Source organism: Cellulophaga sp. Hel_I_12, assembly GCF_000799565.1.
Lineage (GTDB): Bacteria > Bacteroidota > Bacteroidia > Flavobacteriales > Flavobacteriaceae > Cellulophaga.
The window spans coordinates 758,579-774,877 of sequence record NZ_JUHB01000001.1 but is presented as its reverse complement, the minus strand read 5'-3'; the positions used below and the strand labels follow the sequence as shown (position 1 = coordinate 774,877).

General features: G+C 35.5%; 17 protein-coding genes. 9 read left to right on the top strand and 8 right to left on the bottom strand.

Annotation, left to right across the window (positions count from 1 at the left end; genetic code table 11):
• The first annotated feature begins 34 nt into the window (after window positions 1–34).
• Complete coding sequence (locus GQ45_RS03610; protein ID WP_047415185.1) at window positions 35–550, top strand: DinB family protein; 516 nt, start codon at window positions 35–37, stop codon at window positions 548–550.
• Here GQ45_RS03610 and GQ45_RS03605 read toward each other — a convergent pair whose 3' ends face one another.
• Complete coding sequence (locus tag GQ45_RS03605; RefSeq protein WP_047415183.1) at window positions 551–880, bottom strand: hypothetical protein; 330 nt, start codon at window positions 878–880, stop codon at window positions 551–553.
• A gap of 92 nt (window positions 881–972) precedes the next feature.
• Window positions 973–2,034: a 3-dehydroquinate synthase gene (gene aroB, locus GQ45_RS03600; RefSeq protein WP_047419991.1), complete on the bottom strand. Its 1,062-nt coding sequence runs from the start codon at window positions 2,032–2,034 to the stop codon at window positions 973–975.
• 177 nt (window positions 2,035–2,211) lie between these two features.
• Between aroB and GQ45_RS03595 the strand changes: the two genes are divergently transcribed.
• Complete coding sequence (locus GQ45_RS03595; protein ID WP_047415181.1) at window positions 2,212–3,378, top strand: proline dehydrogenase family protein; 1,167 nt, start codon at window positions 2,212–2,214, stop codon at window positions 3,376–3,378.
• Between the two features lie 322 nt (window positions 3,379–3,700).
• Here the strand turns inward: GQ45_RS03595 and GQ45_RS03585 are convergent, their stop codons facing one another.
• The 6 genes from GQ45_RS03585 to GQ45_RS03560 all read right to left on the bottom strand — a co-directional run bounded on the left by GQ45_RS03585 (window position 3,701) and on the right by GQ45_RS03560 (window position 8,544).
• Window positions 3,701–4,081, bottom strand: a complete 381-nt coding sequence (locus GQ45_RS03585; protein ID WP_047415178.1) for a hypothetical protein — start codon at window positions 4,079–4,081, stop codon at window positions 3,701–3,703.
• A 9-nt stretch (window positions 4,082–4,090) separates the two neighbouring features.
• Window positions 4,091–5,290, bottom strand: coding sequence for an alanine dehydrogenase (locus tag GQ45_RS03580; RefSeq protein WP_047415176.1), 1,200 nt, complete (start codon window positions 5,288–5,290; stop codon window positions 4,091–4,093).
• Window positions 5,291–5,448: 158 nt separating this feature from the next.
• On the bottom strand, window positions 5,449–5,991 hold the full coding sequence (locus GQ45_RS03575; protein ID WP_047415174.1) for a hypothetical protein: 543 nt from the start codon (window positions 5,989–5,991) through the stop codon (window positions 5,449–5,451).
• Between the two features lie 95 nt (window positions 5,992–6,086).
• A complete protein-coding gene (locus GQ45_RS03570) occupies window positions 6,087–6,269 on the bottom strand; it encodes a hypothetical protein (RefSeq protein ID WP_047415172.1) in 183 nt (60 codons plus the stop codon).
• A 307-nt stretch (window positions 6,270–6,576) separates the two neighbouring features.
• Window positions 6,577–6,987, bottom strand: coding sequence for a tRNA (adenosine(37)-N6)-threonylcarbamoyltransferase complex ATPase subunit type 1 TsaE (gene tsaE, locus GQ45_RS03565; protein WP_047415170.1), 411 nt, complete (start codon window positions 6,985–6,987; stop codon window positions 6,577–6,579).
• Between the two features lie 12 nt (window positions 6,988–6,999).
• Window positions 7,000–8,544 (bottom strand): bifunctional response regulator/alkaline phosphatase family protein, encoded by a 1,545-nt coding sequence (locus tag GQ45_RS03560; RefSeq protein WP_047415168.1) that lies wholly within the window; start codon window positions 8,542–8,544, stop codon window positions 7,000–7,002.
• Window positions 8,545–8,875: 331 nt separating this feature from the next.
• On the opposite strand from GQ45_RS03560, the gene GQ45_RS03555 reads away from it, so the two are divergent.
• From GQ45_RS03555 to sucD, 7 genes are all read left to right on the top strand, one after another.
• Window positions 8,876–10,105: an HD domain-containing protein gene (locus GQ45_RS03555; protein WP_047415166.1), complete on the top strand. Its 1,230-nt coding sequence runs from the start codon at window positions 8,876–8,878 to the stop codon at window positions 10,103–10,105.
• A gap of 23 nt (window positions 10,106–10,128) precedes the next feature.
• A complete protein-coding gene (gene lpxD / locus GQ45_RS03550; protein WP_047415164.1) occupies window positions 10,129–11,154 on the top strand; it encodes a UDP-3-O-(3-hydroxymyristoyl)glucosamine N-acyltransferase in 1,026 nt (341 codons plus the stop codon).
• Window positions 11,147–12,541: a bifunctional UDP-3-O-[3-hydroxymyristoyl] N-acetylglucosamine deacetylase/3-hydroxyacyl-ACP dehydratase gene (locus GQ45_RS03545; protein WP_047415162.1), complete on the top strand. Its 1,395-nt coding sequence runs from the start codon at window positions 11,147–11,149 to the stop codon at window positions 12,539–12,541. Before lpxD ends, GQ45_RS03545 begins: the two co-directional genes overlap by 8 nt.
• 1 nt (window position 12,542) lies before the next feature.
• A complete protein-coding gene (gene lpxA / locus GQ45_RS03540) occupies window positions 12,543–13,328 on the top strand; it encodes an acyl-ACP--UDP-N-acetylglucosamine O-acyltransferase (protein ID WP_047415160.1) in 786 nt (261 codons plus the stop codon).
• A 205-nt stretch (window positions 13,329–13,533) separates the two neighbouring features.
• A complete protein-coding gene (gene efp, locus GQ45_RS03535; protein WP_047415158.1) occupies window positions 13,534–14,100 on the top strand; it encodes an elongation factor P in 567 nt (188 codons plus the stop codon).
• Between the two features lie 111 nt (window positions 14,101–14,211).
• Window positions 14,212–15,144: a UDP-3-O-(3-hydroxymyristoyl)glucosamine N-acyltransferase gene (locus GQ45_RS03530; RefSeq protein WP_047415156.1), complete on the top strand. Its 933-nt coding sequence runs from the start codon at window positions 14,212–14,214 to the stop codon at window positions 15,142–15,144.
• A 75-nt stretch (window positions 15,145–15,219) separates the two neighbouring features.
• Entirely contained in the window at window positions 15,220–16,092 is an 873-nt protein-coding gene (gene sucD / locus GQ45_RS03525) for a succinate--CoA ligase subunit alpha (protein ID WP_047415154.1), read from the top strand.
• Window positions 16,093–16,299 lie beyond the last annotated feature (207 nt).

Genomic DNA, 16,299 nt, shown 5'->3' with positions numbered 1-16,299 from the left:
TGTTTGGGATTTTTTATTTAAAAAATGAATTATTATGAAAATTTCAGATTTAAAAAAGGAAGATTATAATCCCTATTACGGAACCTATATTGCCTATTTAAAAGAGGAAGACCTAAAAAAAGCCTTAAAAGATGATTTGGTTTTTTTTAGAAACTTTATGTCTGGCATGGATGCGGATAAACTTACCTATGCCTACGAAAAGGGTAAATGGTCGGTTGCCGAGGTATTACTTCATGTTATAGATACGGAACGCATTTTTCAATATAGAGCACTTTGTATCGCAAGGAATGATAAAACATCGTTTCCGGGTTTTGATCAAGATGAATATGTGGCCCATGCCGACTCTAATGCTAGAAGTATAGCAGATATTTTAGAGGAATTTACTGCGGTTCGAAATGCGACCATTACATTATTCGATTCTTTTAATGAAGAAGTACTGTTAAAAAGGGGGGAAGCTAGTAATTCTCCGTTGAGCGTTGCCGCCGCAGGATTCATTATTACAGGGCATGTACGTCATCATTTAAAAATTTTAAAGGAGCGTTACATGTAATTAATCGTAATCTTCGTTAGCCTCATATTCATTCTCCAATACTAAATCTATGGCCTTGGGACTATCACTATCTACTTCAGGAATCATCTTGTTTTCTAATTCTTTCTCTATAATGTCATCAAAATTAGCGATAAAATTAGAGAGACTCTTGCTTATTTTTACAAGATAAAGAATGTCATCGGTTTTTACTTCTACGGCTTCAATAAGCTCACCGTGCATGTTTTTAAATTGAATGATATCAGAATCTCCATAGCCGTCCGGATAGGACTCAATTAATTGTAAGGCAACTTCGTGGCTTAACTTTTTGTAATCTACAATTTTACGTAACATAGTTTGGTTTTTTAGTTATACCTAAACTAGATTATTTTTTTAAGACCGATAACTCAGAGTTGTAAAACCGCACTTTTTAGTGTACGAACCTCTTAAACTTTGTAGTAAGCAAATGATTCTTCTAGCAAATCTTGAGCTACTTTAATATCAATGACCGTTTCACCAATACTTTTTAAGAGTACAAAATTAATGTTTCCGTGAGCGTTTTTTTTATCGAACTTTAATAGCTTTAGTATTTCTTGAATATCTCTTGGACTAAACGCAACTTTAGGGTAGTGACTTAAAAAAGTAGTTTTGATGTCTTCTAAATCAGACTTCGGTAGGCCAGTGAGTTTAAAGGACAGAAAACCTTCTAGAATCATTCCAATGGCAATAGCTTCGCCATGTAGTAAAAGCTTATGGTCTTCACTTTCTAAAAAGTAAGATTCGATGGCATGGCCTAAGGTATGACCATAATTCAGCATTTTACGGATATTTTGCTCCGTAGGGTCTTGAAGTACCACTTCATTTTTTATAGCAACAGAATGATAGATAAGTGCATCAATCGCCTCGAAATTCTCTAAAGTTTTCAATTTTTCCCAATACCTAGCATCCTTAATGAGTCCATGTTTCAGCATTTCAGCGAAACCACTTAGCATTTGGCGGTCATCTAAAGTTTTTAAAAAGCTCGAAACCACTACCACCATTGCAGGTTGGTTGATAACCCCTACTTGATTTTTAAGGCTTCCTAAATCAACTCCTGTTTTTCCACCTACAGAGGCATCGACCATGGCTAAAAGAGAGGTGGGCACGTTAATAAAATCAATACCCCTTTTAAATGTGGAAGCTACAAAACCACCTAAATCAGTAATAACCCCACCACCAATATTAATCATCAGGCTTTTGCGGTCCGCGTCTAATTCTGATAATATTTCCCAGATTTGCGTACAGGTTGCTATATTTTTATTGATTTCACCAGATTCAATTTCAATAATCTCATACAGATAATCACCTACAATTTCAGCCATAAAAGGCGCTAAACAGGCGTCGTGTGTATTTTCATCTACTAAAATAAATATCTTAGAATAGTTTTTCTCTGCTAGGTGCCTATTTAGTGCTTGATACGCCAAGGCGTTAAAATGTACGGTGCAAGAAGAAGAAATAATTGATTTCATATGCCAAAATTGTGCTTTTTGATAGCTTTTCACAAGCAAAGTAACAAAAATATTGTCATGGATGCTATTAAAATGGTGGTTACTAAACCCATAAATTGGGTACAAAATAAAGACTATTTTTAGTTATAAGAATACACTTTCAGTACTTATCTTTGGTTCTTTAAATTATTACTAAAAATGAATTCTATTTTTGAGAATACTGCAACTGCATTTGCTTTAAAAACTGATGCAGAACTAGAACGGGCCTATTTTTTGTTTAAAATGATCTCTATTGAACCATTGGTTAAAATAGGAACAGCAATGACGAATTTCGCGATAAAAGCGCATTTGCCTGTAGAAGGTTTAATTAGAGCTACCGTTTTTGACCATTTTTGTGGAGGAGTAAATGAAAAGGATTGTATGCCAGTAGTTGATAAATTGTATTCTAAAGGCGTTTCTTCTGTTTTAGATTATTCTGTCGAAGGTAAAGATTCTGAAGATCCTTTAGACGATGCGCTTGAAATGGTGCTGAAAGTGTTAGATTTTGTCAAAGAAAAAGAAGCCATTCCCTTTGCCGTATTTAAACCTACGGGTTATGGAAGAACTTCACTTTTTAAAAAGGTAAATGCAGGCAAAAAGTTAACCGAAGATGAAACTGCAGAATGGGGTAGAGTAGTTGCGCGTTATGATAAAACCTGCAAAAAAGCTTTTGATTTAGATGTAGCCCTATTAATTGATGGGGAAGAAAGCTGGATTCAAGATGCAGCTGATGCTTTGGCAGAAGAAATGATGATGAAATACAACAAAAAGAAGATCGTTGTTTTCAATACCCTACAGCTTTACCGATGGGATCGATTAGATTATTTAAAAAAACTAGAACAAAAAGCAAGTAAAGAAGGTTTTAAGATCGGAATGAAACTGGTTCGTGGTGCTTATATGGAAAAAGAAAATGAAAGGGCTATTGAAAAGGGATATCCCACTCCAATTTGTGGCTCTAAACAAGCCACTGATGAAAATTTTGACACCGTGGTGGCCTATATGATGAATCATTTAGCGTCTATGGCTATTTATATGGGAACTCATAATGAGTTAAGTTGCCTTAAGTTGATGGAACTTATGACGCAAAATACCATAGCGCCTAATCATGAAAATATTTGGTTTGGACAATTATATGGTATGAGTGATCACATTTCTTTTAATTTGGCAGAACGAGGCTATAATGTGTCTAAATACCTGCCCTTTGGACCTGTTCGCGATGTAATGCCGTATTTAATTAGAAGAGCAGAAGAAAACACATCGGTAGCCGGGCAAACAAGCCGAGAACTTACCTTAATCAAACAAGAGCGTAAAAGAAGGAAAATTTAGTAAAGAGGGTAGTGGTTGGTTTTTAAAAAAAAGTTCAAGTTCACACTTCGACTTCGCTCAGTGCAAGAGTTCAAGTTCAAAAAAAGTAGAACGTATAAAAGACTGTGTATTAAGAAAAAACACAAAAATAAAAATACGAAGTGCTAGGTGTAACTTTTTATACGCATAACTATTTAAATATTTCTTAGAATAGTTTTGGGTGAAAAGTTTCAGGTTTGTTTTTTTTAGCTTTACATACTTGAAAATTTCTTGTATTGGATAGTTTAATTTTACATCTTCAACTAACAACTAACAACTAACAACTAACAACTAACAACTAACATTATTCAATCTTTTCGATTAGAATTTTTTTAGGACAATTGATAACGGTTAGCGTTTGAACCCCTTTTTCTTTGGTTTCGTGCACTATTTTATACGTTCTACAGGGCTCAGATTTTGTATCACTATTTTTAAAATCGACATCACCATCGGTAAAAAAAGCTTTTATGCTCAAGGAGTCTGTCACCCCTGATGCCATCATCTGAGTTACTTCATCAGAATACCCGTATGCTTTAGATCGCATGTCTTTTAATACCCTACAGTTAGGAAAATAACAAAACTCGGTACCGGTTTCTTTTGCTTTATTCTGAAAAAAGAACACTACAAATACAATTCCAATAGAGAGACCAAAAATGAAGAAGCTTAATCGTTTTAAGAATGACATGTATAAAATTTAAAAAATAAGAAAATTAATATCGTTGTAGGAAAGATCGAACCATTCGCCCACAGATTTATTCGTTAAAATACCACGGTAAAAATAGAGTCCGTTTCGCAAGCCTTTATCAAAACGCAAGGCATTTTCTATACCGCCATCTTCACCTATTTTTAAAAGGTAAGGGGTAAAAATATTACTGATAGATATTGAAGCCGTTTTAGGGTAGCGCGACGGAATGTTTGGAACTGCATAGTGGAGCACTCCATATTTTTCTTTTGTTGGTGCATCGTGACTAGTGATTTCACTCGTTTCAAAACAGCCCCCCATATCGATGCTCACATCTATAATTACAGCCCCTTTTTTCATCGATTCAACCATAGTCTTGGTGACTATAACTGGAGATCTATCTTTGCCTCGTACAGCGCCTATGGCGACATCGCAACGTTTTAAAGCTTTTAGCAAATTTTTAGGTTGAATGGTAGAGGTATAGACCGTTTGGCGTAAGTGTGCCTGAATATTTCTAAGTTTGGTAATCGAATTATCGAAAATTTTAACGTTGGCACCTAAGCCAATGGCAGATCTTGCTGCAAACTCTCCAACCGTACCAGCACCAATAATCACCACCTCAACAGGAGGAACACCACTGATGTTTCCAAACATAAGTCCGTTTCCTTTGTTGGTATTCGCCATAATTTCAGAGGCAATAAGTACCGATGATATTCCGGCAATTTCACTGAGTGAACGTACGGCGGGGTATTTTCCATCGTCATCCATGATATATTCAAAAGCAATAGCAGAAATTCGTTTTTGAGCTAAGGTTTCAAAATACTTTTTAGATTGGGTTTTAATTTGAAGCGCCGAGATTAATGTCGTTTGCGGATTCATTAACTCTATTTCAGCTAAAGTTGGCGGTTCTACTTTTAACAGAATTGAACAGCCAAATACTTTTTTGGTATCACGGGTAATTTCGGCCCCGGCATTTGTGTAGTCTATGTCTGAGAAATTTGCCCCTTCTCCAGCACCAGCTTCCATCAAAATTCGATGTCCGTTGGCAGTTATGGCATTTACGGCGTCTGGTGTTAAACAAATACGTTTTTCTTGGTATTGGTTTTCTTTAGGGATTCCTATAAAAAGTTCTCCTTTTTGGCGTAAAATTTCTAAAGTTTCTTCTTGTGGAAGTAGCTGTTGTTTGCTGAATGGTGAACTAGGCTGATTCATAGTTAGGATACACAAGTTGTAAATTATAACTCTATTTATAGCTTACTACTTTTCATATAACAAAGTAGTAGCAACAAATTTACAACTTTTTATTAGTGAAACCCTATTTTAAAAATAGCGCTTATGAATTACTATGGGTACAACAGGTATTGTTGAGTCTAAGGTTGATTTGAAGTCGTTTGAGCCTCTTTTTCTTTTTGTAATCGCTCTTTTTCTTTGTAAACCTTTAATTCCGCATCCATGGCGTCAAGGTCAATACCTAAAACATGTTTATCAAATAATTTTACCCGAATAAAGTAAACAAAAGGAGTTACTACCATCATGATAGGTATCAACCAGAATATTTCAACTTCATCTATTATGTTCGTATCTTGAGCAAATGCACTAAAAATTTGAAATGAGTACATGGCTATAGGGATTAGAATGATGTGATACCACCAATGTTTACAGGTAAAAAACCAAAGTATTAAAAGCATAAGTGGTATGAGTTTACCCATAATCAACCACATGGTAACATATATGCTTAAATTAAATTTACTCTCGTAATCGAAAAGCCATGTATTATAAATGGGTTCGTCAGGAAAATACTCATAAATATAAAATAAATAAGGGGTGATGGCTATTAAAAGCGCAACAACGCTCCCAATAAGAATGCTTTTTGATTTTTTTTTCGTACTTAATTTATTACTCTTTTGATTCATTCTTAATTTTTGATCAACAAATTATCACGTATACATAACAAAAAAAAAGAGTTTCTAGTATATAGAAACTCTTTTTTTAAATGGTAATTTTTTAATTATCCGTTTGCTGGAACTTTGATTCTTGTTTTCTCTATTCCGTTTGCTGGCACTTTAATTCTTGTTTTTTCAATAGCATCATTCTCGTATGCAGCATCATCAGATGCGCTCGTAGAAGTGCAAGATGTTAAGGCAAAGCAAGCTACTGCTGCTAATGCAAAAAAGGTCTTTTTAGTGTTCATTTTAATTTGGTTTTTTTAAATTAATTTCATTCTCAGGTCAAATGTAGGAAAAAAATTACTAATTCCTTGCATTTGAACGATAAAAATATGCCTTTTAACCTAAAAAACAAACATTTTGTCGAAAAAAATGCAGTTCATCGAAAAATATACAATAAAAATATCGGTGATTGGTTGGATTAAAAACTAACTGTGAATTCAGTACCCTAGTTTAGCATTAGGTTTGTTTTAGCGCTGCCTTTTACCTTTAAAATACAACTGAAATTTTTAAAATTGTGTCAAAGAACAACTTCAAGCTTAGGGCGACTAGCTATACCATTTCAAGCATCCTCATTTTTTCATCTATAATTTCCATATAGATATGGGTCACCTCATCAGGTAATAAGGAGGTTATTTTTTCTGGCCACTCCATAAATACCCAGGTATCGCCATATAAATAGTCTTCAATACCAAAATCTAAAGCTTCACTTTCGTCGTTTAAGCGATAAAAATCAAAATGATAGGCCAAAACAGTACCATTTGCCTTGTGGTATTCGTTAACAAGGCCAAAGGTAGGGCTACTCACTTCTTCCTGGCTGCCAAGTTCTTTGACAATAGCTTTAATAAGGGTTGTTTTTCCTGCGCCCATAGTGCCGTGAAAACAAAGCTTTTTATGGATAGCCGTGTTCACAATGTATTGTGCTATTTCCGGTAGTTGGCTTTGGGTATATTGTTTTTTCATGTACTGCTAATTTTACCGCGGCTCCATCACCACAAACGGAATAATCATTTCTTCTAAAGATACTCCACCGTGTTGATAGGTGTTTCGGTAGTAACTCACATAATGATTGTAATTGTTTGGGTAGGCAAAAAACAAATCGTTCTTCGCAAAAATAAAAGAACTGCTCATATTAATACTAGGTAAATACACCTCTGATGGTTTTTTAGCTTCATACACGTCTTTTTTCTCGTAGGATAAGCTTCGACCTGTTTTGTAGCGTAAATTTAAACTGGTCTCTTTGTCGCCTACTACTTTCGAAGGCTGCTTAACGTTGATGGTACCGTGATCTGTGGTAATGATTAGTTTTTGACCCATTGTTTGCGCTTGCTGGATAATTTCTAATAAGGGCGAATTTTTGAACCAACTCTGAGTTAAAGAGCGATAGGCTTTATCATTAGAAGCCAATTCTTTAATTACTTCCATTTCGGTTTTAGAATGGCTTAACATATCTACAAAATTGTAAACGATAACGGTTAAATCGTTCTTTTTCTGCGTTTTATAGTTCTGTGATAATGTTTTACCTTGTTTTAGACTACTGATTTTATGGTATTCCCAAGTAAGGTCTAAGCCTAGTCGTTTTAATTGAGCCCCTAAAAATTCGGCTTCAAATAAATTTTTACCTCCATCTTCAGTATCATTCTTCCACCAATCGGGATATTTTTTTTCCATATCCAAAGGGGTCAAGCCAGAAAAAATTGCATTTCTGGCATATTGAGTGGCCGTGGGTAAAATACTGTAATAATTAGTTTCTTTTTTCTTTTTAAAAAATGGCGTTACCGTATCTTCAAAAGCAAGCCACTGATCATAACGCAGATTATCAATAACCACCAATAAGGTGGGCTGTTCTTTTAACTCTGGTTTTACAAGTTCTTTAAATACCGTGTGCGAAAGTATGGGTCCATCAGGATCGGTAAACCAATCTTCATAATTTTTATCTATAAATTTCCCGAATTGATTGTTGGCTTCTACTTTTTGAGATTCTAATATTTCGAACATGCTAGAATCTTCAATTTCTTCTAAGCGCAATTCCCAAGAAACTAATTTTTTATACAACTCAGCCCATTCGTTGTGCGAGTTTACCATGGACAAGTCCATCGCAATTTTTCTGAATTCTTGTTGGTAATTCGATGTTGTTTTTTCAGAAACTAAGCGCGAATTGTCTAAACTCTTTTTTAAGGAAAGTAATATTTGATTTGGGTTAACAGGCTTTATTAAGTAATCTGCTATTTTAGAACCAATAGCTTCATCCATGATGTATTCCTCTTCACTTTTGGTAATCATCACAACGGGTAGGGTGGCATCCATTGCTTTTAATTCTGTCAAGGTCTCCAATCCGGAAATTCCAGGCATGTTTTCATCAAGGAATACAATATCGAACCTAGTTTTAGCAACTTCTTCTAATGCTTCTTGTCCACTTTTACAAGTGGTTACGGTATAGTTTTTACTCTCAAGGAATATAATATGCGACTTCAATAAATCGATCTCATCATCAACCCACAATATGGTTATAGTATTCATGTATATTTTTTTCTAGTGATTAGTAGTTAGTAATTAGTAGTTAGTGGTTCGTATTTAGTTTATTAAATTGAGGCACTTTTCTATGTCTTTTAAACTTGCTATTATCAGAATAAACCATCTCATTAAATTTTATTTCTTCTCCTTTGGAGAGGTCAGAAATGTTTTTTGGCAGTTCTGGGTGAGGCAAAATAATTTAATTTAAAAAATTAGTCCTTTTAAATTAATCTTGGTGTCAAATAAAATTATTTTCAAAAATACATTTAAAACACCGTTCTTAAAATCAATTCTATAACTTTGACAAACTTAGTCACCAAATACAAAAATACAAATAGTGCAAAAGTCAAAAAAGCTTGAGATTTTCAATGATCCAATCTACGGATTTATAAATATCCCCAACGATTTAATTTTTAACCTCATTGCTGAGCCTAGTTTTCAACGATTGCGAAGAATTTCTCAAATGGGACTCTCGTATTTAGTATATCCAGGCGCACATCACACCCGTTTTCATCATGCTATAGGCTGTATGCATTTAATGCAGCAAGCGATACAAGTCCTTAAAATTAAGGAGGTTGACATTAGTCCAGAAGAAGAAACAGGACTCTTATGTGCTATTTTATTGCACGATATTGGTCACGGACCTTTCTCCCACGCTATGGAGCATAGTATAGTAGCTGGGGTGAGTCATGAGCATATTTCACTCTTGTACATGGAAATGCTCAATAAAAAGTTTAACGGAAGTTTAACAACCGCTATCGCTATTTTCAAAAGAGAACATCCTAAAAAATTCTTAAATCAATTAGTATCTAGTCAGCTAGATGTAGACCGATTAGATTATTTAAAGCGCGATAGTTTTTACACAGGCGTAGCGGAGGGCAATATAAATTCAGAACGATTATTAACGATGTTGAATGTCGTCGATAACCATTTAGTGCTTGAAGAAAAGGGGATTTACTCTGTAGAAAAGTTTTTAATGGCCCGTCGCTTTATGTATTGGCAAGTATATCTTCATAAAACGGGTATCGTTGCGGAACAATTGTTAATAAGTGTTTTAAAAAGAGCTAAAGAACTACTCGCAAAAGGTGAAATATTACAGTGCAGTAGTGCGCTATTATTTTTTATGAGCCATAAAGTAACTAAGGCTAATTTTAGTGATGACGATTTAATCCTCTTTGCACAATTAGACGATGTTGATGTTTTAGCAGCGATTAAAGCGTGGCAAAACTCTAAAGATGTCGTTTTATCGATGTTGTGTACGATGATTATTAATAGAAAATTGTTGCATATAAAAATAAAAAATAAACCCATTGATGAGCAGAGGCTGCACAAACAGCGTACTACACTAATGGATACTTTGAATCTTACGGCGCATGAAGCCAACTACTTCGTGTTCTCTGGAGCCCTAGAAAATCAGGCCTATAGCCAAGAAAATCAGCCTATTCATATTCTTAAAAGTAATGGTAAAATCACCGATGTGGTACAAGCATCGGATCAACTCAACCTAAAGATGCTTTCAAAAAAAATAAGAAAGTATTATATGTGTTATCCTAAACTTTCTGTTTAACTATTTTTGTTACTTTTGCCTTTATGAAATTTACAGCTGGTCAAATTGCAGGAATTTTAGAAGGAGAACTTGAAGGTAATCCAAATATTGCTGTTGATAAATTAGCAAAAATTGAAGAAGGTGAACAAGGTTCGCTAACTTTTTTAGCTAATCCTAAGTACACACCACATATATATACGACGAAGTCTTCCGTGACTATCGTCAATAAAGATTTTGTAGCGGAGCATCAATTAACAACAACGTTAATTAAGGTAGATGACGCTTATGAATCATTTTCAAAAATCTTAGCGTATTACAATCAAGTAAAAAACAATAAGGTAGGCATTGAGAGTCCATCGTATATCGCTGCGTCATCAACATACGGTAGTGATTGCTATGTGGGTGCTTTTGCTTATATTGGTGAAAACACAAAAATTGGCAATCAAGTAAAGATTTACCCTAATGCCTATGTAGGTGATAATGTTATTTTGGGAAATAATGTGATAGTTTTTGCAGGGGCTAAAATTTATTCAGAATCTGTAATTGGTAATAATTGTGTGATACATAGTGGTGCTATTGTAGGTTCAGATGGCTTTGGTTTTGCGCCCAAGGCAAATGGTGAATTTACAAAGATACCACAGACAGGCAACGTGATCTTAGAAGATAATGTAGATGTAGGTGCAGGAACCACTATCGATAGGGCTACCTTAGGTTCAACGATTTTGCGCAAAGGGGTGAAGTTAGATAATCAAATCCAAATTGCACACAATGTTGAAATTGGAGCCCATACTGTAATTGCAGCTCAGACAGGAATTGCGGGTTCAGCGAAAATTGGAAGTCATTGTATGATTGGTGGACAAGTAGGTATTGTAGGGCACATTACCATTGGTAATGGTGTTAGAATACAGGCACAGTCGGGTATTGGTAGAAATATAAAAGACGGTGAGATCATTCAAGGTTCCCCCGCTATAAACTACGGAGACTTTAACAAGTCGTACGTACATTTTAAGAATTTACCGAAGATAGTTAATAGAATTAATGAATTAGAAAAAAAGATTGGCCGTGAGTAACAAAAAACAACGAACAATTGCGAAAGAGGTTACCCTTTCAGGTGTAGGATTGCATACTGGAGAAAACGTAACCATGAAATTTATACCAGCTCCTGAAAACCATGGCTATGCGTTTAAGCGTGTAGATCTTGAAGGCGAGCCCATAATTGAGGCAGATGCTAACTATGTGGTCAATACCCAAAGGGGTACAAACTTAGAAAAAAGAGGCGTTAAAATTCAAACCTCAGAGCATGTACTTGCAGCTTTAGTAGGTCTTGAAATTGATAATGTTTTAATTGAGCTAGATAGCCCTGAGCCCCCCATTATGGATGGTTCTTCTAAGTTTTTTGTTGAAGCTTTAGAAAAAGCCGGAGTGGTAGAGCAGGTAGCGGACCGTGATGTATATGTGGTAAAAGAAGTTATTTCGTTTAAAGATGAGGCAACGGGCAGTGAAATTACCATTATTCCTTCGGATGACTACCAGGTGACCACTATGGTCGATTTTGGCACAAAAATTTTAGGTACTCAGAATGCCACTTTAGAACGTTTGTCTGATTTTAAAACAGAGATTTCTTCAGCGAGAACTTTTAGTTTTTTACACGAGCTCGAAATGCTTCTTGAAAATGGATTGATAAAAGGGGGTGATTTAAACAATGCCATCGTTTATGTCGATAAAGAAATTTCTGATGCCACCATGAAAAAGCTAGAAAAAGCTTTTAATAAGAAAAAATTATCCATTAAGCCAAACGGCATTCTTGATAATTTAACCTTGCATCACCCCAATGAAGCGGCACGTCATAAATTACTTGACGTTATTGGAGATTTGGCCTTAATTGGTTCAAGAATACAAGGAAAGGTAATTGCGAATAAGCCAGGACATTTTGTCAACACGCAATTTGCTAAAAAATTATCTAAAATTATAAAATTTGAAAAAAGGAATAATGTTCCGCAATACGATTTAAATCAACCTCCGTTGATGGATATTCATAAAATTATGGAAGTACTACCTCATAGGCCTCCATTTTTATTGATAGATCGTATTATAGAACTTTCTGACACCCATGTTGTGGGGATGAAAAATGTGACCATGAATGAAGATTTTTTCATTGGTCATTTTCCAGGCGCACCGGTAATGCCAGGTGTCTTGCAGGTTGAGGCTATGGCGCAAACAGGAGGTATCTTAGTGTTAAGTACCGTGCCAGACCCAGAGAATTACCTTACTTTTTTCATGAAAATGGATAATGTAAAATTCAAACAAAAAGTACTTCCGGGTGATACCTTGATATTTCATTGTAGTTTAATTACACCTATCCGTAGAGGAATCTGTCATATGCAAGCCTATGCATATGCAAACAATAAATTAGTTTGTGAAGCAGAATTAATGGCGCAAATAGTAAAATCAAAATAGCATGAATCAACCACTTGCATATATTCACCCAGGAGCCAAAATTGCTAAAAACGTTGTTGTGGAACCTTTTACGACGATCCATAATAACGTAATCATAGGCGACGGAACTTGGATTGGTTCTAACGTGACCATCATGGAAGGCGCTAGAATTGGTAAAAATTGCAACATTTTTCCAGGTGCCGTAATTTCTGCACCTCCTCAAGATTTAAAGTACGAGGGTGAAGAAACGACTGTAATTATTGGCGATGGCACAACGATCAGAGAGTGTGCTACCATACATAAAGGAACTTCAGACCGCATGAAAACCGTGATTGGCAAAAACTGCTTAATTATGGCGTATTGCCATGTGGCTCATGATTGTTTAGTAGGAGATAATTGTATTTTTTCTAACAATTCTACCTTGGCAGGTCATGTGACTATTGGAGACAATGTTATTTTAGCAGGCTTGGTCGCTGTGCATCAATTTGTATCTATTGGGCAGCATGCTTTTGTTACGGGAGGTTCTTTAGTGCGTAAAGACGTGCCACCTTATGTAAAAGCAGCGAGAGAACCACTGTCCTATGTAGGGATAAACTCCGTTGGCTTAAGAAGACGCGGTTTTACTTCAGAAAAAATAAGAGAAGTTCAAAATATTTACAGAATTCTATACCAGAAAAACTACAACAATTCGCAAGCAGTGCAAATTATTGAGGCTGAAATGGAGGCTACACCGGAACGTGATGAAATTCTTCAGTTTATCAGAGATTCACAACGCGGTATTATGAAAGGCTATTTTAGTACCAATTGAAATAACGCTTCGACTCCGCTCAGTGCAAGAGTTCAAGCACAAGTTTTAGTATCAAGTTAAAAAAAATACGAACCTAGAAGTACTAAGAACGATATTTATAAAAAAGGTAGGAATTTATTTATTCCTTAGTTTTTTAAAAACAAGCAACAATCATTAACAATTTTAAACTTCAAACCTTAAACAAGGAACAAGAAACCAACAAAATATGGCATCAACATCAGATATTAGAAAAGGATTATGTATACGTTACAATAACGATATTTTTAAAATTATTGAATTTCTGCACGTTAAGCCAGGAAAAGGCCCTGCTTTTGTAAGAACAAAATTAAAGAGTGTAACTACAGGTAAAGTCTTAGACAACACCTTTTCTGGAGGTAGTAAAATTGAAGATGTTAGGGTAGAAACACGTTCATACCAATACCTTTATCCTGAGGGTGACACGTATCATTTTATGAATACGGACGATTATAATCAAATTACATTACAGGAAAGTGCCTTAGACGCACCAAATTTATTAAAAGAAGGTACTATCGTAACGGTACTCTTTAATACGGAAGATGCTATGCCCTTATCTGTGGATATGCCGGCAAGTATTGTGTTAGAAGTAACCTATACAGAACCAGGTGTAAAAGGGAATACGGCCACAAATGCTACAAAACCTGCAAAAGTAGAAACCGGTGCAGAGGTAAACGTACCTTTGTTTATTAATGAGGGTGATAAAATTAAAATAGATACAGCAACTTGTTCTTACATGGAAAGAGTGAAAGAGTAAGCCCCCTAACCCCCAAAGGGGGTATGTAATATTTTAATGTCTAATGGGAACAAATTGCTTATTGAAAAATATAGAGTTTTAATCTTCACCTAACAACTAGAACCTAAAACAATGAAATTTCCAATTCCATATTCCCTAGGCCAAATTGCGAGCATCATTCAATCGGAATTTATCGGCCATGAAGATTTTAAAGTTTTGGGCATGAATGAAATTCATGTGGTGGAAGCGGGTGATATTGTATTTGTAGATCATCCAAAATACTATGATAAAGCGCTAAGCTCGAAGGCCACAACTATTTTAATCAATAAAAAAGTAGCCTGTCCAGTAGGAAAGGCTTTGTTGATTTCTGATGATCCCTTTCGCGATTTTAATAAGCTGACGAATTTCTTTAAACCCTTTGAGAAGTCTCTTTTACCCATAGCAGCTTCAGCTAAAATTGGTAAAAATACCATTATCCAACCTGGTTGTTTTATTGGAAATAATGTAGTGATTGGGGATAATTGCCTGATACATGCGAACGTGTCTATTTATGACAATTGTATCATCGGAAATCACGTAACCATACATGCGGGAACGGTTATAGGCGCTGATGCCTTTTACTATAAAAATCGTTTGGAAGGTTTTGATAAATTAATTTCAGGAGGTAGGGTAGTGATTGAAGACCATGTTGATATTGGTGCCCTGTGTACCATAGACAAAGGGGTTACAGGGGATACCACCATACAACAAGGAGCAAAAATAGACAATCAAGTACAAATTGGACACGATACCGTTATCGGCAAAAAATGTTTAATTGCCTCACAAGCGGGGATAGCTGGTTGTGTTATTGTAGAAGATGAGGTTACCCTATGGGGGCAAGTAGGCGTTACGAGTGCCATAACCATCGGAAAAAAAGCAGTGGTATTAGCCCAATCTGGCATATCAAAATCTTTAGAAGGGGGAAAAACGTATTTCGGCAGTCCGGCTGAGGAAGCAAGGGAAAAACTAAAACAATTAGCCCACGTAAAAAGAATACCAGAAATTTTAAAAAAAATTGAAAAGTAAATAAGCTTAAGAAATACTTTAGTAATTGTTTTCAATGCTATATTTTTGCAAAGCAATAATTAATACAGATATAACATGAGTGTTTTAGTTAATAAAAATTCCAAAATAATTGTACAAGGTTTTACAGGAAGTGAAGGTACTTTTCATGCAGAACAAATGATCGAGTACGGCACCAACATCGTAGGAGGTGTAACCCCAGGTAAAGGCGGACAAGAACATTTAGGAAGACCAGTTTTCAATACAGTTTTAGAAGCTGTTGAAAAGGCAGGCGCTGACACCACGATTATATTTGTACCGCCAGCATTTGCTGCAGATGCGATTATGGAGGCTGCAAATGCAGGTATTAAAGTTATTATCACAATCACAGAAGGTATTCCTGTTGCAGATATGGTAAAAGCGGCCAACTATATTAAAGGTATGGATTGTCGCTTAATTGGGCCTAATTGTCCAGGTGTTATAACTCCGGGAGAAGCCAAAGTAGGTATCATGCCAGGTTTTGTTTTCAAAAAAGGAACTGTAGGTATTGTTTCAAAATCAGGAACCTTAACCTATGAAGCTGCAGACCAAGTAGTGCGTCAAGGTTTAGGGATAACAACAGCTATTGGTATTGGTGGTGATCCAATTATTGGAACAACAACAAAAGAAGCGGTTGAATTATTAATCAATGACCCTGAAACTGAATGTGTGGTGATGATTGGTGAAATTGGCGGTCAATTAGAAGCTGATGCTGCAAAATGGTACAAAGAAAGTGGAAGTAAAAAACCTATTATAGGGTTTATAGCTGGTGAAACAGCTCCTGCTGGTAGAACAATGGGGCATGCTGGTGCTATTGTTGGTGGTAGTGATGACACGGCACAAGCTAAAAAGAAAATCATGAGAGAATGTGGTATTCACGTCGTAGATTCTCCTGCTGAAATAGGATTGAAAGTAAAAGAAGTGATGGGGTAAACTTAGGTTGAACTCTACTACATATAATTCCGTTTATACTGAAAATGTTTCAGTTTAGACGGAATTTTTTTCGTTAGTATATAAAACAAAAGGTATATTTGAATTTGAAGCTCGAACAGCTTTGAAAATTGAAATCGTCATTGGTAACATTTTAGTGTACCAGAGAAAGCGTATTTAGATCGTCGTATAAAAAATAATAAAAGTAAA